Origin of the sequence: Rheinheimera soli (assembly GCF_021290985.1) — a bacterium.
Lineage (GTDB): Bacteria > Pseudomonadota > Gammaproteobacteria > Enterobacterales > Alteromonadaceae > Pararheinheimera > Pararheinheimera soli.
Map to the genome: position 1 here is coordinate 35137 of NZ_JAJOYU010000017.1, position 17011 is coordinate 52147.

Below are 17011 nucleotides of genomic sequence, written 5' to 3' on the forward strand. Positions count from 1 at the left end.
GATAAGAGTTTACACTAGCCGTGAACGAGAGATAACGCAAGATCATGGCGATCACCCAGTACCCAACAGCCTTGCTGCAAAGCGGGCTGGATCACAGTTTTGACCAGTTGCACCCGAGATGCGTACATCAATAAGAGTTCGGTTTCAGGTGCTACTTTTTCATCCTGTACTTGTTTGACTATAGTGCGTATTTGTTCAGCTAAAGGCGTACCACCTGGCTCACGGGTGCTGATAAATTTAATCTGCTGTTCGTTCAGCCATTGCTGGATAGTGCGGATAGCACTGGTTTTACCGGCGCCTTCCAGTCCTTCCACTACAATAAAACGACCTGAAGTTGTCATGGTTTTTTCTTTTCCAAAATTCTCTTACCTAAAATTCACTTTCTTAAAATATACTGCCGCACTGCAGCATTATGCTCAGCAAGAGTGCGGGAAAACTGATGTGTACCATCGCCTTTGGAGACAAAATACAGCCAGTCACTTTGCGCAGGCTGAGCAGCAGCAATAATAGAACTGCCACTTGGCGCAGCTATTGGACCTGGAGGTAAGCCAAAATGCTGATAGGTATTATAGAGATGTGGATTGCGCAAATCAGCTCTGGTGATGTCTCCATTAAAACTATCGCCTAAACCGTAAATAACAGTTGGGTCTGTTTGTAATCTCATTCCAAGCGCCAGTCGATTCACAAAAACCGAGCTGACAAGAGGTTTCTCGGGTTCATGGCCACTTTCTTTTTCGATAATAGAAGCCATGATCAGCAATTCATAAGGTGTTTTGTAGGGCAGTTGAGGCTGTCGACTATCCCAGGCCTGCTGTAAACGTTGGATCAATAACTGATTAGCGCGTTTTAATAATTCAGTACTGGTGCTGTTGGCGGTGTAATTATAGGTTTCAGCAAAAAACAAAGCCTCAGCATTGCTTGGTTTGTCACCCCAATTGTCTGGCCATTGGGCTAAAGCCACCATATCTGTATCTTCGGCCAGATCGTGTTTTAAGTATTGTGCTTCAGCCATACGTTTTAAGCTTTGGCTTAAAGTTTCCCCTTCTTTGATGCTAAAAGAGAATTGCGCCACTTTGCCACTGGCGAATAAATGCAACATTTGCAATAAACGGGTTGGCTTTTGATCTGTGGGTACTTTGTATACGCCCTGATGCAATTTTGCTAATTCAGGATGCATACGCAAATAAATAGATAACCAACGGCATTGGGCGTTACTCAGCAGTTGTTGTTGCTGCCAACTGCGACACAGCTTCATCGCGCTGTCGCCCGCTTTAATTTCGATGTAAGGCTCAGTCAGCGCTAAAGTACTCTGGCTGTACTGCTGCCATACATGACTTAACCCCAGATAACTAAGCAGTGCAACTAACAGGACCACAAATAAAGTTCGGATCAAAGCTCAACTCCGCTGACAAACTGACGTACCAGTTCGATATTTTTAGTTTGCCCGGCAAATTCCTTCACCGGCACTACACCCATCAGGGCATTACAAATCAATAGGGCATCGGCTTGCTGCAGATCAACAAGGCCAAAGTTGCCTTCGGTGACCAGCAGATGAGCCATCAGATGTTGGCGCATAACCCCACAGACACCTGCCTGATCCAGCGCAGCAGTAAACCACTGGCCTTCTTTACAAAACATCAGATTGGCGGCTGACACTTCAATCACAGCGCCACTTTGATCCTGCACCACAACTTCATCAAAACCGCTTTGAGCTAATTCAGCTTTGATCAGCACCTGCTCCAGCCTGTTGTTGTGTTTTAAACCAGCCAAAGCAGGTTGCTGTGCCAGTTTCAATTGTGCCACCCCCAGGCGAATGCCCTGTTGCTGCCAATCACTGTAATCTGGTAAAGCTGCAGTGCTGATATAACAGCAAGGCGATTCAATACCTTGTGGGCTATAGCCTCTGCCTGCCTGCCCACGGCTGATCAGTACTTTAATTACTTGGTCAGGTGCTGAAATACTTTGCTGCACTTTTCTGGTCAGTTCATTGGTATCAAATTCATTGATCAGTAAACGTCTGGCCCCTAAAACTAAACGTTCAAGATGCAAATCCCATAGCATGGCTTTGCCGTCTTTTACCCGCACCGTGGTAAAAAGTCCGTCACCATACTGAAAACTGCGATCTGTGCTGTTGGGAGCCTGCAGGTAAAGCATCAATGCCAGTCCACATCATTTGAAAAAATCTGGCCGAAAGTATGCCTGAAATCAGTGACTTTGGGAATCTAGGGGCCGAGTCTTGTCTCAGACTCAAAATCGATATAACCGAGGAAGTTTGGAGCAAAAAATCGATATTGGGGTCAGAGCTAAAGCTCTGACCCCAAAGTTTTAGATTTTCTTAAACAGAATAGAACCGTTAGTACCACCAAAACCAAAGGAATTACATAAAGCGTATTCCATTTTGGCATCGCGGGCCGTGTGCGGTACGTAGTCTAAGTCACAACCTTCATCCGGGTTATCCAGGTTGATGGTTGGAGAGACTTTCTGGTCGATCAGCGACAAAATCGTGATGATAGATTCAACAGAACCCGCAGCACCCAATAAGTGCCCCATCATCGACTTGCTGGAACTGACCATTAATCCTTCTGGTTTAGCACCAAAAATAGATTTAATCGCCATAGTTTCAGCGATATCACCTGCTGGCGTGGACGTGCCGTGCGCATTGATATACTGCACCTGTTCGGCGTTTACACCGGCATCACGTAAGGCATTTTTCATTGCCAAAGCAGCGCCACGACCGTTTTCCGGTGGTGAAGTCATATGATAGGCATCGCCACTCATACCAAAACCTACCAGTTCAGCGTAAATCTTAGCGCCACGAGCTTTGGCATGTTCGTACTCTTCCAATACGACAACACCAGCTCCGTCGCCTAATACAAAACCGTCACGGTCTTTGTCCCATGGACGACTTGCTTGTTGTGGCGCGTCGTTACGGGTTGATAAAGCACGGGCTGCACCGAAGCCACCCATACCTAAAGTTGTAGAAGCTTTTTCTGCACCACCAGCAATCATCGCGTCCGCATCACCGTACGCAATCATACGGGCGGCCTGACCAATGTTATGCACACCTGTAGTACAGGCAGTCACTATACTGATATTTGGACCTTGCAGACCTAACATGATGGATAAATGACCTGAAATCATGTTGATAATGGTAGAAGGCACAAAAAACGGCGACAAACGACGTGGGCCGCTGTTCAGTAATTTGGTGTGGTTTTCTTCAATTAAACCTAAACCACCAATACCTGAACCTACAGCAACACCAATACGCTCGGCGTTTTCTTCGTTAATTTCCAGTCCGGAATCTTTAAAAGCCTGCACACCGGCAGCTACACCGTACTGGATAAATAAATCCATTTTTTTGGCTTCTTTGGCCGGGAAAAACTGTTCGACGTCAAAATTTTTAACTAAACCTGCAAATTTGGTGGTGTAAGCCTCTGGATCAATATGATCAAACAGCGCTATTCCACTTTGACCTTGTAATAAAGCCTGCCAGGTCGACGTTACATCGTTCCCCAGGGGCGTTAGCATACCTAAGCCCGTCACAACCACTCGACGTTTTGCCACAGAATCCTCCGCAGTCTAATTTATTCTTTATTGCTGATCTGCTCCTGCATTGAGTACGTAGCAGACAGCTTCAGAAACAAAAACGGGTAGCAGAGGCTACCCGTTTTGTCAGCTCAACGCTTACTCAGCGTGGGCCTTGATATAGTCGATAGCAGACTGTACCGTTGTAATTTTTTCAGCTTCTTCGTCTGGGATCTCTGTATCGAATTCTTCTTCCAGAGCCATAACTAATTCTACTGTGTCCAGAGAGTCAGCGCCTAAATCGTCAACGAAAGAAGATTCGTGCTTCACTTCTTCTTCTTTAACGCCTAACTGCTCGATGATAATTTTTTTAACGCGTTCTTCGATGTTGCTCATCTTTTCTTCCTTTTTCTCATGTAAATCGCAACAATTGGTGCAATTTTGTGTGGCGGCTAGTTTATGCGTAAGCCTGATTTGTTGCAAGTAACGACTAAGTCTTTTCCTGCTGGTCAAACCATTTGCCTTAGTTCCTGAAACCGCAGTTTTATTGACTGCTACTTCAGGCACACTGGCAAAAGCTTACACCATATACATACCACCGTTGATATGGATGGTTTCACCCGTAATATAGGCTGCCGGACCTGAAGCCAAAAAGGCTACAGCGGCTGCTATTTCTTCCGGCTGGCCCAGACGATTCGCTGGGACCTGGCTGAAAATTGCTTCTTTTTGCTCTTCTGACAATTCTTTGGTCATATCGGTGTCGATAAAACCAGGTGCAACAGCGTTCACCGTGATACCACGGGAGGCAACTTCTCTGGCTAATGACTTGGTGAAACCTAACACGCCCGCTTTCGCTGCAGCATAGTTGGTCTGACCCGCATTGCCCATAGAACCAACCACTGAACCTATGCTGATGATCCGGCCGTGACGCTTTTTCATCATGCTACGCAGCACAGCTTTACTTAAACGGTACACTGATGTCAAATTGGTTTGCATGATGTCGAACCATTCTTCTTCTTTCATGCGCATCAACAGGTTATCGCGGGTAATACCAGCGTTGTTCACCAGAATATCAATATCACCAAACTGAGTTTTAATCGTCTCTAAACACTGCTCAATAGAAGCTGTATCGCCGACATTTAACACCAGGCCTAAACCTTTGTCACCTAAATAAGCGGAAATAGCTGCTGCACCTGATTCAGTTGTTGCAGTTCCAACCACTTTAGCGCCTAAAGCGGCTAATTGTTCAGCAATAGCGCGACCAATACCACGGCTTGCGCCTGTGACTAAAGCCACCTGACCTTCTAACGAAATAAATGGAGTCGTCATTCTATGTAAGCCTTTTATTCTGCAGCTAAAGCGTCTTTTAACGACGCTACATCTGTCACTGAAGCAGTGTTCAGCTCTTTATTAATACGTTTAATTAAGCCACTTAATACCTTGCCTGCACCCAGTTCAATTACTGTGTCCACGCCTTGTGCAGCTAAAAATTCGATACTTTCTGTCCAGCGCACCGGACTATACAACTGACGAACCAATGCATCTTTGATTGCAGCGGCATCAGCTGCCGCAACAACGTCCACATTGTTCACTACAGGTATGACAGCTGTATGAAACGAAATACTGTTTAAATCATCTGCCAGTTTATCTGCTGCAGGCTTCATTAAAGCGCAGTGTGACGGCACAGATACAGGTAAAGGCAGTGCACGTTTGGCACCAGCGGCTTTACAAAGTTCATTGGCACGTTCAACAGCAGCTTTATTACCGGCAATCACCACCTGACCAGGTGAGTTAAAATTGACAGGAGACACCACTTGACCTTGCGCTGCTTCTTCGCAGGCTTTGGCAATCAGTGCATCGTCCAGACCAATAATGGCTGACATAGCGCCAGTACCGGCAGGCACAGCCAGTTGCATATACTGACCACGTTTTTCCACCAGCTTGACGGCGTCAGACAAGGTCAATACGCCAGCACAAACTAAAGCGGAGTATTCACCTAAAGAGTGACCCGCTAAATAAGCAGGTGTTGCACCGCCCTGCTCCAGCCATACACGATATACAGCAACAGAAGTTGTTAATAAAGCTGGCTGAGTGCGGTGCGTTTCGTTTAATGCGGTATCAGGACCATTGGCGACTAATGCCCATAAGTCATAACCTAAAGCTGCTGAGGCTTCAGCGAAGGTGTCACGCACTGTAGCGAATTCAGCATGAAGTTCGGCTAACATACCAACGCTTTGTGAACCCTGTCCTGGAAATACCAATGCAAGTTTGTTGTTCATCATTTTTCTCGCAATATTCTCGTACTATCGTTAATAACGTATTAAAGCAGAAGCCCAGGCAAAACCGCTGCCAAATGCTTCGAGCAATATAGTTTGTCCACGCTGAATACGGCCATCACGCACAGCTTCATCTAAGGCTGTAGGCACTGTCGCTGCTGAGGTATTGCCGTATCTGTCGAGGTTGATCACCACCTGATCCATCGACATATCCAGTTTACGTGCCACAGCAGAGATAATGCGCAGGTTGGCCTGATGTGGCACTAACCAGTCAATTTGTGATTTATCCATGTTGTTGGCAGCAAGGGTTTGCTCGACCACTTCAGATAAACGAGTGACTGCAACTTTAAATACTTCGTTGCCTTTCATCGCGCCCCACGAACTGTGCACTGATGCTTCAACACCACGGATAGGGTTGTCGACATACAATAATTCGGAATGTTTACCGTCAGCATGAATATGAGTAGATAAAATACCCGGCTGTTCAGAGGCTTCTAAAATAACAGCGCCTGCAGCGTCACCAAATAAAATCACCATGCTGCGATCTTCAGGGCTCATTAAACGCGATAAACAATCTGCACCAATCACCAACACTCGTTTTGCCATACCACTTTTTACATACTGGTCAGCAATACTTAAGGCGTAGCAGAAGCCTGCACAGGCTGCTGCAACATCAAAAGCCGGAATGCCCGGAATATCCAGTTCACGCTGCACTTCGCAGGCTGCGCTTGGTAAAGCACGGGAAGCACTGGTGGTGGCCAGTACTATCATATCGATGGAATTTTTTTCGATGCCTGCTGCTTCAATAGCTTTGAGTGCAGCCTGAGCACCCATAGTAGCAACAGTTTCATTGTCGCCTATAATGCGGCGTTCTTTGATACCAGTACGTTCGATGATCCACTCGTCTGTGGTTTCAACCATGGTTTCGAGATCAGCATTGGTTCTGACCTGAGACGGAAAGTAACTTCCGGTTCCAATAATGCGTGAATACATTGGGCCCTACGCTTTGTCAATTAATACGTGTTCCAGCCTGTCTTTGATCTTCACCGGCACCTGGCGTTCAACCTCGCGCACGGCCTGACGGATGGCACTAAGAAATGCTTCTTTTGTCGCATTTCCATGACTCTTCACTACAATTCCGCGCAATCCTATCAGACTTGCCCCGTTATACTGGTCGGGGTTCACGCCTAAAGCCATACTTTTCAGGAAAGGTTTGATTAACCAGCCGAAAAGTTGAGCAGACATGGAGTTTTTCAGTGCAGTTTCTAAGCGTTTTAAGATGAGTTTCGCTACACCTTCACAGGTTTTCAGCGCCACATTGCCAACAAAGCCATCACAAACTATGACGTCAGCTTTGCCGGAAAAAATGTCATTGCCTTCGATATAGCCAATGTAATTGATATCCGCACATTCGGATAAGAGTAAGGAGGTTCGCTTGATTTGATCCGAACCTTTGATTTCTTCTTCGCCCATGTTCAGCAAAGCCACTTTGGGTTTGACTATGCCTTCCACCTCTTCGGCCATTACAGCGCCCATCACGGCAAACTGGAACAAGGTGTCTGAATCGCAATTCACCGTAGCGCCTAAATCCAGCATAAAGACTGGGCTGCCAACAGTAGAAGGCAGGCTACTTATTAAAGCAGGACGTTCAACGCCGTTCAGCATCTTTAAAACAAAATGTGCCATAGCAATCAAAGCCCCGGTATTACCGGCACTGACACAAGCAGCCACTTTGTTTTGTTCGACTAAATCCAGAGCAATACGCATCGACGACTGGCGCTTGTTGCGCAAAGCCACAGAAGGTTTGTCGGTCATCAGAACAGTTTGGGAAGCATGCTGAACAGAAAGCTGAGGATGGTTTAAATAACCAGCTTGTTCCAATTCATGGGTAAGTATTTCAGAATCGCCGCAGAGGACTAGATCTACATGGGGAAATTCGCACAGCGCTTCTATTGCTGCAGGAATAGTTGATTGGGGGCCATGGTCGCCCCCCATCATGTCTAAAGCTATTTTAAGTCGTAGTGGTTGCAACGAGTGCATCCAACCTTACTTAATTACTTTACGACCTTTGTAGTAACCATCTTCAGTGATGTGGTGACGACGGTGCGTCTCACCTGAAGTTGCGTCTACAGACAGCGTTGGCCCAGTCAACGCATCATGAGAACGACGCATGTCACGTCTTGCACGAGATTTTTTGTTTTGCTGTACAGCCATTGCCTTTCTCCTAAAAAAACTATTTTTTCTTCAATTCTTGCAATATTGCAAATGGGTTCGGTTTTTCTGGTTCTGGTTCTATTACTCCCCAGCTCATCTGCACTTTGGCTGGATCACAAGATCCTTCATCGTGCATCGGAAACAAGGGTAAAGCCAGAATTAATTCGTCCTCAACCAATTGCCTCAAGTTAACTTCGCCGTGTTCGTTTTTTTCGACCACTTCGTAGCGCTCTGGAATATCGTCATGAGCCGAATCTTTGTCACTCCTTATCGGAGTGTATGCAAAACTGGTGTTCAGTTCCATGCTCATGTGTTCGCTACAGCGTTCACACTTCACTTGTACCTGACAACGAGCCTGAGCTTCAATGAAGACCAAACCCTGTTCATCAGTTCCGCAATTTACTACTACGTCTACATCACCCTCAGAACTTACTAACGAGTCAGTTAATCTGGTTAAAGTAACCAGAGGAACTATACCATCAAAGGTTGCACGTTTCTGCGCAGCTCGGGTTGGATCAAGGGTAATTGGAATTTTTACCTTTTGCATAAGGCGCGCATCATATAGATCGAGGCTAAAGCTGTCAAAGGATTCCTGCCTCTTTTTTGTTAATTATTCCCGCCTAAACCGCTGTTCTGACGGCTGTTCTGGCGTTATAGTGCGGCGCATTGTCCCAAGGGAGTTGTTTTATGTCAACTAAAGTACTGGTTTTAGCCTCTACCTCAGTGTATCGCAAGGCTTTATTGGAAAAACTTACACCGAACTTTTCTACCGCAAAACCCGAAGTGGATGAAACTGCTCTGCCAGCAGAAACACCGGAACAACTGGTCAGCCGCTTAGCCGTATTAAAAGCACAAGCTGTGGCCAATAGTCTGACTGAAGGCTTAGTCATAGGTTCTGATCAGGTGGCTGTGTTTAACGGTCAAATCCTCGGTAAACCTCATACCGCTGAAAATGCCTATAAACAGTTAAAAAGCTTCAGCGGCCATTGTGTCACCTTTTTAACAGGCCTGGCTCTGGTCAACGCCCAAACAAAACAACATCAGCTTTGTGTTGAGCCTTTTAAAGTGCATTTTCGTGAATTAACAGACGCCGAAATTCTTAGCTATATAGAGAGAGAGCAACCGCTGAACTGTGCCGGTAGTTTTAAGAGTGAAGGTTTGGGCATTAGTTTGTTTGAAAAGCTTGAAGGCGACGACCCTAACAGCTTAATTGGCCTGCCGCTTATTCGTTTGCTTGAGATGCTGAGGAATGAAGGCAGGGATTTGCTGACCCAACCTTGATTTGAGTCCGCGGTATCAATAGACGGGCGGGTACAAGACCCGCCCCTACAATTTGCTATAAACAGAAATCAGAGCGCTGTTAATAACTCTGGCAGCGAATCAATAATAGCTTTGGGCTGATAACGGCTTAGCTCTTCCCTGCCGTGCACACCATGAGTAACTCCTATTCGTGGCATCTCAATAGCTTGCGCCATAGCCATGTCGTGAATAGTGTCCCCCACCATAATAGCGCGGTGAGCGGGTAACTTAAGTTCGGCCAGAATTTGCTTCAGCATATCAGGGCTGGGTTTGGATTCGGCTTCATCGGCGCAGCGACTGGTGGTGAAGTATGGCTCTAATCCGGTTTCTTCAAACATCCGCTTTAAGCCTTTACGTGCTTTGCCTGTCGCCACCGCCAATAAAACACCTTGTTGTTTCAGCTCCTGCATCACCTGCTCAGCACCTTCGAATAAAGGGGTCGGCGGATGCTCATGCGATAAATACTGGTCTCGGTAATGTTCAAACACAGTCTGACGCTGTGTGCCATTGATACCAGGGAATAAAATATCAAACACAGGGTCCAGGCTCAGACCAATAATTTGTTTCACCTGATGTTCAGTTGGCACCACTAAACCAGACAGCTCTGCAGCAGAGCGCATCGAGGAAACAATGCGGCCCACTGAGTCCATCACAGTGCCATCCCAATCAAATACGACTAAAGCGATATCCGAACTCATTATTTTCTCTTCAGCTTTTCCAGCACGCTGCTTAATGCTTTATCCAAAGGCGCTTCACAAGTTAAGGTCTCACCTGTGCCCGGGTGGGTAAAAGACAAAGTTTTGGCATGTAAATACAAACGGTTTAAACCCAGTTTCTGCATTTGTGAGGTAAATTCGTTATCACCGTATTTATCATCACAGGCAATGGCATGACCTTTACAAGCGGTATGCACCCGAATTTGGTGAGTACGACCAGTCACAGGGAAAGCTTCCACTAAGGTGCCTTCTTCGTAACGCTGCAGAATTTTAAAGCGGGTTTCTGAAGGCTTACCTAAAGCTTCGTCCACTCTCACCACACGCTCACCACTTTGTAAGGTGTTTTTGCGCAGCGGATCTGTGACTTTTTTGATTTTGCTGTCCCACTGCCCCGCCACTAAAGCCCAGTATTTTTTCTCTACTGTTTTTAAGCGCAGCTGTTCATGCAGATTGGTCAGCACAGAGCGTTTTTTCGCGATCAGTAAACAACCCGAAGTATCACGATCTAAACGATGCACCAATTCCAGATGACGAGCCGTTGGGCGTAAAGCGCGTAATGCTTCAATCACACCAAAAGATAATCCGCTGCCACCATGCACAGCCATACCTGTAGGTTTGTTTAAAACTATTAAGTCGTTGTCTTCAAAAATAATATGGCTTTCGAGGTTTTTCACCATAGCAAGACCAATCGACACCGGCTCTTTTTCCGGCTCGTCATGAACCACAAGTGGCGGCACCCGCACCTGATCACCGGCTTGCAGTTTGTATTCAGGTTTTATTCTTTTTTTATTAACCCGCACTTCACCTTTGCGCAAAACCCTGTAAATCACACTCTTTGGTACGCTCTTCAGCCGTGCCATTAAGAAGTTATCTATGCGTTGACCGGAATAATCTTCTTCTACATCAATATATTGCACCGGAGTTTTGATATTTTCAGTCATGCGTTTCAGTTACTCTGCTAAGCTTAAATTAAGTTGCTATTGTTCGCTAATTAGTGGGATAATTACCGAGCTAATTATGCCAAAAATGGCAATTAGGGCGCTCAAAGTGACGTAAGAGAAAATGTGAGGCACCGTTCGGGAGGCAGATCATACCGAATTCGTTGGGAAAACCAACGTATTTATACTCTGCGGGCGAGAATAACGCTATTTGTCTGAGGTAATGCTGCGTAATTTATTACTGACAGAGACAAAACACAGCTTCCAGTCACTTAGGCAAAAAAAAATTGCGACAACGCAGCGCGGTATCGCGCGATCTCTGTGTCAGATCACAGCAAAAAACATTTAAGTGCGGCCCTGACAAGGCGGCACCAAATATACCCGAACAGCTTTAAGTTAGAGTAAGGCGATAAGCACGCGAGCCATGACGGACTAAGATCCCTCAGATAAAGGCAGAGCAAATGCAGCCAGCCCGAAGTAGCTTCAAACTGCAAAGGTATAAAATGAGTTAGCTCAAGCATTCCCAGTCGAGAGACTGCAGCATTGATATGTTTGACCATCTGAAACGCGGACGCAGGATGTCGTTGCGTTGTGGCCTATGTAATAGAGTCACAAAACAATGAAAAGAATGTTAATTAATGCCACGCAGGAAGAAGAAATCCGCGTAGCTCTAGTCGATGGACAAAAATTATACGACCTGGATATCGAAAGCCCAGGACACGAACAGAAAAAAGCGAATATCTACAAAGGAAAAATCACCCGGGTTGAACCCAGTCTGGAAGCTGCTTTTGTTGATTATGGCTCTGAACGCCATGGCTTTTTACCTCTGAAAGAAATCTCCCGCGAATATTTCCCTGCCGGTTATACCTTTGACGGTCGCCCAAACATTAAAGAAGTGGTCAAAGAAGGTCAGGAAGTTATTATCCAGATTGATAAAGAAGAACGTGGCCAAAAAGGCGCAGCCTTAACCACATTCATCTCTTTAGCTGGTTCTTATTTAGTACTGATGCCTAACAATCCTCGTGCCGGTGGTATTTCCCGTCGTATTGAAGGTGACGAGCGTCAGGACTTAAAAGACTCGCTGGATCAATTACAACTGCCAGACGGCATGGGTTTAATAGTTCGTACAGCTGGTGTAGGTAAATCTCACGAAGAGCTGGATTACGACTTAAAAGCCTTGTTAAAGCACTGGTCTGCTATTACTCACGAAGCCCAAAACCGCCCTGCTCCATTTCTGATCCATCAGGAAAGCAATGTGGTATTCCGTGCTATTCGTGATTACCTGCGCCGTGATGTCGGTGAAATACTGATCGACAACCCACGTATTTTCGAAGAAGCCAAAGTCTATATTCAACAGTTCCGTCCTGATTTTGCCCACCGCGTCAAAATGTATCAGGGCGAAGTGCCGCTGTTTATGCACTTCCAGATTGAAACTCAGATTGAATCCGCTTTCCGTCGTGAAGTGCGTTTACCTTCTGGTGGCTCTATCGTCATCGATAGCACTGAAGCCTTAACTGCCATTGACATCAACTCGTCAAAAGCAACGAAAGGCGGTGACATCGAAGAAACAGCCTTTAATACCAACTTAGAAGCCGCAGATGAAATTGCCCGTCAGTTACGTTTACGTGACTTAGGTGGTTTGATTGTGATCGACTTCATCGATATGACGCCAGTGCGCCATCAACGTGAAGTAGAAAACCGCTTAAAAGACGCCGTAAAACAAGACCGTGCCCGCGTGCAGATTGGCCGCATTTCACGTTTTGGTTTACTGGAAATGTCACGTCAGCGTTTACGTCCATCACTGGGCGAATCTGCAACTCACGTTTGTCCACGTTGTCATGGCCGCGGCACTATTCGCAGCACTGAGTCTTCCGCTCTGTCGATTTTACGTTTAATCGAAGAAGAAGCGATTAAAGACAACACCAGTCAAATTCACGCTCAGGTGCCGGTCTCTGTTGCCACTTACCTGATGAATGAAAAACGTGATTCAGTACGCCGTATTGAAAGCCGTCACGGTATCCGGATTTACATCATTCCTAACGAACATATGGAAACGCCAAACTATGAAGTGACGCGCATCCGTATCGACGAAGAGATTGAAGAGTCCAGCTACAACATGGTGAAAGCTCCTGCTATCGGCAGTGCTGTCTATCACCCTATCGGCGAAAACGTCAAAGAAAAGCCTGCCGTATCGGCCATTAATATGGCTGAAGCTTCTGCCTCTGCTGCTGCCGCACCTGCTGCTGCAGCTCGTAAAGTTGAAGTGACTGAAGTGAAAGATGCTGGCCCAGGCTTGGTTGATTCTGTCGTAGGTTGGTTTAAATCTTTATTCGCTGCAGCACCTGCTCCAGAGAAAAAAGTAGAAGAAGCGCCACGCCGCACGAATAACCGTGATAACAACAGACGTCGTAACAACAAAAATCGCCGCCGTCAGGAAGGGGATGAAAAAGTTGCAAAAGACGACAACGCTACTCCAGCGAAAGCTGAGCGCACTACTGAACGTAATACGGAACAACGAGCGCCAAGACAGGATAAACCTCGTCAGGAACGTGGTGAACGCCCGGAACGTGGAGAGCGCACAGAACGAACTGAGCGACCAGAGCGCGCCGAAAGACCAGAACGTACTGAACGTCCGGAGCAGAAAAAACCTGTATCAGAACGTCCAGCTCCGGTTAAAGCCGTAGAAAACGATGAAGAGCACAGCACTAAAATTGTTGAGCGCCGTCAACGCCGTCAGATGCGCAAGTCTGTGCGTCATGAAAAAGAAGGCGTTGCAGCAGTTGCAGCAACAACTGTAGTTGAAGCAGCAGTAGTCGCCTCTCCTGTGGTTGAAACCCCAGTAGTTGCACCTGTTGCCATCGACACAGCTGTGGCAGAAATTGCCGTAGCAGCGCCAGTAAAAGAAGCTGTTGCAGAAACTCAAGTCGCTGTTCCGGCCGATGTTATTGAAACTGAATCAGCTGAAACTGTAACTGCAGACACAACAGATGCAGAAAGCACTGATGCGGAAAAAGAAGCTGCGGAAGGTCGCAGCCGCAGCCGCCGTTCTCCTCGTCATTTACGTGCTGCTGGTCAGAAACGTAAAAAAGAGCAACAGGACCAGGAAGCTGAAGAAGCTTTAGCTGCCCGTTACCCTGAAGATCAGGACGCTACAGTAAGCACTGAACAACAATTGGATCTGCCAATTACTGAAACAGTAACAGAAACTGCTGTTGTTGAAGCTGCACCAGTTGCTGCTGAACCAGCTCCGGTCGTTGAAGCTGCACCAGTTGCTGCTGAACCAGCTCCGGTCGTTGAAGTTGCACCAGTTGCTGTTGAACCAACACCAGTGGTTGAAGTTGCACCAGTTGCTGTTGAACCAACACCAGTGGTTGAAGCTGCACCAGTTGCTGCTGAACCAGCGCCAGTAGTTGAAGCTGCTCCAGTTGCTGCTGAACCAGCACCAGTGGTTGAAGCTGCGCCAGTTGCTGTTGAACCAGCTCCGGTCGTTGAAGCCGCGCCAGTTGCTGCTGAAACTGTGACGGAAGAAGCACCAAAAGCCAAAACACGCAAAGCGCCTGTGAAAAAGGTCGTAGCTGAAGTGAAGGCTCCTGTTGTTGCTGGTAACAGATACGCCAAAATGGTGACTGCAGATATGACTAAACCAGTAGTAGAAGCTGAAGCTCCGGCTACAGTTCAGGCTACGGCTCAAACCGCTGGTATGGATAACAGTGAACGACCTCTGGTCATCAGCTCAGAACGTCCTGGTGGTTCAGCCTCTGCCCGTCAGATGAGTGTTGCTCCTATGACAAAACCTGGTTCAGCTGAATAAGCTGGTTTAAAACCAAAAAAGAGGCCACCGCAAGGTGGCCTTTTTGTTTGCTTTATCCTGAGCCTATAAACGTTTTTACTCTGATGCAAAATGCACTAGCACCTTGTCCAGCACCTGCTGGCGAATTGCATCTTGCTCAAACAAGAGTTCGTGTTTAGCGCCTTTAATCACTTGCAAACCACCGACACAACCTGAATCTGGGTTTTCCGCCAATGCAGTGCAAAACTCTTGTTGTGCATGTGCTGACACCAGGCTGTCGAGTTCTGCCTGCATCACCAGTACTGGAATTTTGATCTTATTGGCTTGCTGCTGCATTAGAGGTAACACCGAGCAGGCCTGATCCAACCAACCCCAGGTGGCACCACCTAACTGCAGTTGTGGATTATCCTGATACAAGCTTTGCATCCACTGATAACGCTGTTTTGAGCCTGTCAGTTCATTGCCCTCAAAAGAGCCTGCGACATAAGGCTTGTCAGCAAAACCGGCGTAACCTTCAGTGGAAAACAATGTCACTGTTGATGCCAGACGACAGGCATCCCATTCGTCATAAGCCAGTTTGCCATTAATACCATGCATAGGTGCCGACAAAGCCGCTTTTTGAAACACTTGCGGGTGCTGCTGCAAATACAAAGTGCTGATAGCGCCCCCCATGGAGTGGCCTATCAGATACATAGGTAGCTTTTGATCAGCTTGCGCTTTATCCGCCAACACAACGCGGCTAATGAGCTGATGCATATCATCAATATAGTGCTGAAAATCATCGACATGACCTTTGTATGGATTGTCGGTTAAACGAGTCGACAGACCCTGTCCTCTGTGATCAAACATCAGCACCTGATAACCATGTTCAGTCAGGTTATAAGCCAGTTCCTGATACTTCAGATAAGATTCAGTACGGCCATTCACTACAACCACAGTAGCTTTCACCTGTTCCGGTCTAATCAATACATAATGCAAGCCAGTGCCATCAGACAACTTCAGCTGTTGTGGTGTTACAGTCTGCCAAAAGGGTTGGACTTGCTGCTGATACAGTGTGGCAAAATTATCCACGGCTTGTACGTCAGCTGTCATTGCTCCGCATACCAGCGCTGTGGCGATCAATGAATAATAAAATTTCATCCCTTTTCCTTAGTGACTCTGGCTCAGTATCTGAATGACTGAAGACCTTAACTTGTCATGATAATAAGCAGCTCTGTCGAAATCTGCCGGATCCAGCGATTGATTTTCCACGACCACCAAGCTCAGTTGATGTTGGGGAAAATAGTTAAATACCGAGACATAACCCGGAATATAGCCACCGTGGCTCCATTCAACACCTGCTGCAGTTTGTGTGATTTGCACCCCATAACCGTAATACACCTCACCCCAACGATGCTGACGCAACAACTGAGGTGTTGTCATTTGCTGCAGACTGGTTTTTGTCAGCTGTTGTTGCATACACAAAGGTAACATTGCAACATCAGCGGCAGATGCTATCAGGCCACCGCTAGGCTCTGCAGCAACCGGCATAGAAGCTGTAATGGCTTTTAGTTGGCCCTGATCTTCATGCCAGCCCTGACTTACCTTATCAGCCTTGTCAGCAAAACCAGACCTGTGCATCTGGCATTGCTGCAGTAATTCTGTTGCCAGCTCAGCATAAGGGCGCTTTGTGACAGCCGTCAGAATTTGCCCCAACAGCTGAAAATTTAAATTGTTATAACGGAACTCGCCATAGTTGCTCTGGGTATTGAGATCTATCAGACCAGAACTGTGATTCAACAAATCAGCAACGCGCACTGACGCAGCCCATGGTTGCTTCAGTTCAGGCAAGTAGCGTTTTACCGGCGCCTGCAAATCCAGAGTCCCCTTCTGTGCCTGCTGCATTACCAACACTGCAGCCAAAGTTTTGCTGATAGAGCCAACAAAAAATACGCTGTGTTGATCAAAAGACTGACCTTGCACAAGCTGTTGTGCATGTTGTTGAGTAAAGCGCCCCTGCTGATACTGCCACAGCACTTCGTTGCCACGCATTAACAAAGCGGTCCCCTGAAAAGCAGGTCGGCCTGCAACTTTCTGCTGGATTTGAGCGGATAAAATACCAAAATCTATGTCAGACGACGTCGATTCAGTGGCCGCTGTATAGCCTGAAAAAACTAAAAAAGGCAAATAGCAAAATTTGAACATAAGTGACTGAACCCATTAAAAAACCAGTCTTAAAATAAGGCCCAAGTCTAACCTCTGCTGCTATCTTTG

17 protein-coding genes are annotated in these 17011 nt (G+C 46.7%); 2 read left to right on the forward strand and 15 right to left on the reverse strand.

The window, feature by feature from the left end:
* Positions 1-14 precede the first annotated feature (14 nt).
* The 11 genes from tmk to yceD all read right to left on the reverse strand — a co-directional run bounded on the left by tmk (position 15) and on the right by yceD (position 8562).
* Positions 15-341, reverse strand: coding sequence for a dTMP kinase (gene tmk / locus LSG37_RS12875; protein WP_233080262.1), 327 nt, complete (start codon positions 339-341; stop codon positions 15-17).
* Between the two features lie 35 nt (positions 342-376).
* Entirely contained in the window at positions 377-1393 is a 1017-nt protein-coding gene (mltG, locus tag LSG37_RS12880; protein WP_233080263.1) for an endolytic transglycosylase MltG, read from the reverse strand.
* On the reverse strand, positions 1390-2154 hold the full coding sequence (pabC, locus tag LSG37_RS12885; protein ID WP_233080264.1) for an aminodeoxychorismate lyase: 765 nt from the start codon (positions 2152-2154) through the stop codon (positions 1390-1392). The genes mltG and pabC overlap by 4 nt, the downstream gene beginning before the upstream one ends.
* Positions 2155-2325: 171 nt before the next feature.
* Positions 2326-3564: a beta-ketoacyl-ACP synthase II gene (gene fabF / locus LSG37_RS12890; RefSeq protein ID WP_233080265.1), complete on the reverse strand. Its 1239-nt coding sequence runs from the start codon at positions 3562-3564 to the stop codon at positions 2326-2328.
* A gap of 120 nt (positions 3565-3684) precedes the next feature.
* On the reverse strand, positions 3685-3921 hold the full coding sequence (gene acpP / locus LSG37_RS12895; protein ID WP_008898948.1) for an acyl carrier protein: 237 nt from the start codon (positions 3919-3921) through the stop codon (positions 3685-3687).
* A gap of 183 nt (positions 3922-4104) precedes the next feature.
* Complete coding sequence (fabG, locus tag LSG37_RS12900; protein WP_233080266.1) at positions 4105-4854, reverse strand: 3-oxoacyl-ACP reductase FabG; 750 nt, start codon at positions 4852-4854, stop codon at positions 4105-4107.
* Positions 4855-4868: 14 nt separating this feature from the next.
* Positions 4869-5804 carry an ACP S-malonyltransferase gene (gene fabD / locus LSG37_RS12905; protein ID WP_233080267.1) on the reverse strand — a complete coding sequence of 312 codons (936 nt, stop codon included), beginning with the start codon at positions 5802-5804 and terminating at the stop codon, positions 4869-4871.
* Positions 5805-5834: 30 nt separating this feature from the next.
* Positions 5835-6794 (reverse strand): beta-ketoacyl-ACP synthase III, encoded by a 960-nt coding sequence (locus LSG37_RS12910; protein ID WP_233080268.1) that lies wholly within the window; start codon positions 6792-6794, stop codon positions 5835-5837.
* 6 nt (positions 6795-6800) lie between these two features.
* A complete protein-coding gene (gene plsX, locus LSG37_RS12915; RefSeq protein ID WP_233080269.1) occupies positions 6801-7841 on the reverse strand; it encodes a phosphate acyltransferase PlsX in 1041 nt (346 codons plus the stop codon).
* A gap of 6 nt (positions 7842-7847) precedes the next feature.
* Positions 7848-8015 (reverse strand): 50S ribosomal protein L32, encoded by a 168-nt coding sequence (gene rpmF, locus LSG37_RS12920; protein WP_008898943.1) that lies wholly within the window; start codon positions 8013-8015, stop codon positions 7848-7850.
* Between the two features lie 19 nt (positions 8016-8034).
* Positions 8035-8562, reverse strand: a complete 528-nt coding sequence (yceD, locus tag LSG37_RS12925; protein WP_233080270.1) for a 23S rRNA accumulation protein YceD — start codon at positions 8560-8562, stop codon at positions 8035-8037.
* A 140-nt stretch (positions 8563-8702) separates the two neighbouring features.
* On the opposite strand from yceD, the gene LSG37_RS12930 reads away from it, so the two are divergent.
* Positions 8703-9296 carry a Maf family protein gene (locus LSG37_RS12930; RefSeq protein ID WP_233080271.1) on the forward strand — a complete coding sequence of 198 codons (594 nt, stop codon included), beginning with the start codon at positions 8703-8705 and terminating at the stop codon, positions 9294-9296.
* A gap of 68 nt (positions 9297-9364) precedes the next feature.
* Here the strand turns inward: LSG37_RS12930 and LSG37_RS12935 are convergent, their stop codons facing one another.
* Complete coding sequence (locus LSG37_RS12935) at positions 9365-10012, reverse strand: HAD family hydrolase (RefSeq protein ID WP_233080272.1); 648 nt, start codon at positions 10010-10012, stop codon at positions 9365-9367.
* A complete protein-coding gene (rluC, locus tag LSG37_RS12940) occupies positions 10012-10971 on the reverse strand; it encodes a 23S rRNA pseudouridine(955/2504/2580) synthase RluC (protein ID WP_233080273.1) in 960 nt (319 codons plus the stop codon). The genes LSG37_RS12935 and rluC overlap by 1 nt, the downstream gene beginning before the upstream one ends.
* A gap of 616 nt (positions 10972-11587) precedes the next feature.
* Between rluC and rne the strand changes: the two genes are divergently transcribed.
* Positions 11588-14779 (forward strand): ribonuclease E, encoded by a 3192-nt coding sequence (gene rne, locus LSG37_RS12945; protein WP_233080274.1) that lies wholly within the window; start codon positions 11588-11590, stop codon positions 14777-14779.
* A gap of 75 nt (positions 14780-14854) precedes the next feature.
* Here rne and LSG37_RS12950 read toward each other — a convergent pair whose 3' ends face one another.
* Together LSG37_RS12950 and LSG37_RS12955 are read right to left on the reverse strand one after the other, a co-directional pair.
* On the reverse strand, positions 14855-15898 hold the full coding sequence (locus LSG37_RS12950; protein WP_233080275.1) for an alpha/beta fold hydrolase: 1044 nt from the start codon (positions 15896-15898) through the stop codon (positions 14855-14857).
* 9 nt (positions 15899-15907) lie between these two features.
* Complete coding sequence (locus LSG37_RS12955; RefSeq protein WP_233080276.1) at positions 15908-16942, reverse strand: serine hydrolase domain-containing protein; 1035 nt, start codon at positions 16940-16942, stop codon at positions 15908-15910.
* Between the last annotated feature and the right edge of the window lie 69 nt (positions 16943-17011).

What these genes read in the sequence shown, in the direction of transcription:
- tmk (WP_233080262.1), bottom strand. Translation starts at nt 341, where the DNA reads ATGACAACTTCAGGTCGTTTTATTGTAGTGGAAGGACTGGAAGGCGCC.
- pabC (WP_233080264.1), bottom strand. Translation starts at nt 2,154, where the DNA reads ATGCTTTACCTGCAGGCTCCCAACAGCACAGATCGCAGTTTTCAGTAT.
- acpP (WP_008898948.1), bottom strand. Translation starts at nt 3,921, where the DNA reads ATGAGCAACATCGAAGAACGCGTTAAAAAAATTATCATCGAGCAGTTA.
- fabG (WP_233080266.1), bottom strand. Translation starts at nt 4,854, where the DNA reads ATGACGACTCCATTTATTTCGTTAGAAGGTCAGGTGGCTTTAGTCACA.
- fabD (WP_233080267.1), bottom strand. Translation starts at nt 5,804, where the DNA reads ATGAACAACAAACTTGCATTGGTATTTCCAGGACAGGGTTCACAAAGC.
- LSG37_RS12910 (WP_233080268.1), bottom strand. Translation starts at nt 6,794, where the DNA reads ATGTATTCACGCATTATTGGAACCGGAAGTTACTTTCCGTCTCAGGTC.
- plsX (WP_233080269.1), bottom strand. Translation starts at nt 7,841, where the DNA reads ATGCACTCGTTGCAACCACTACGACTTAAAATAGCTTTAGACATGATG.
- rpmF (WP_008898943.1), bottom strand. Translation starts at nt 8,015, where the DNA reads ATGGCTGTACAGCAAAACAAAAAATCTCGTGCAAGACGTGACATGCGT.
- yceD (WP_233080270.1), bottom strand. Translation starts at nt 8,562, where the DNA reads ATGCAAAAGGTAAAAATTCCAATTACCCTTGATCCAACCCGAGCTGCG.
- LSG37_RS12930 (WP_233080271.1), top strand. Translation starts at nt 8,703, where the DNA reads ATGTCAACTAAAGTACTGGTTTTAGCCTCTACCTCAGTGTATCGCAAG.
- LSG37_RS12935 (WP_233080272.1), bottom strand. Translation starts at nt 10,012, where the DNA reads ATGAGTTCGGATATCGCTTTAGTCGTATTTGATTGGGATGGCACTGTG.
- rluC (WP_233080273.1), bottom strand. Translation starts at nt 10,971, where the DNA reads ATGACTGAAAATATCAAAACTCCGGTGCAATATATTGATGTAGAAGAA.
- rne (WP_233080274.1), top strand. Translation starts at nt 11,588, where the DNA reads ATGAAAAGAATGTTAATTAATGCCACGCAGGAAGAAGAAATCCGCGTA.
- LSG37_RS12950 (WP_233080275.1), bottom strand. Translation starts at nt 15,898, where the DNA reads ATGAAATTTTATTATTCATTGATCGCCACAGCGCTGGTATGCGGAGCA.
- LSG37_RS12955 (WP_233080276.1), bottom strand. Translation starts at nt 16,942, where the DNA reads ATGTTCAAATTTTGCTATTTGCCTTTTTTAGTTTTTTCAGGCTATACA.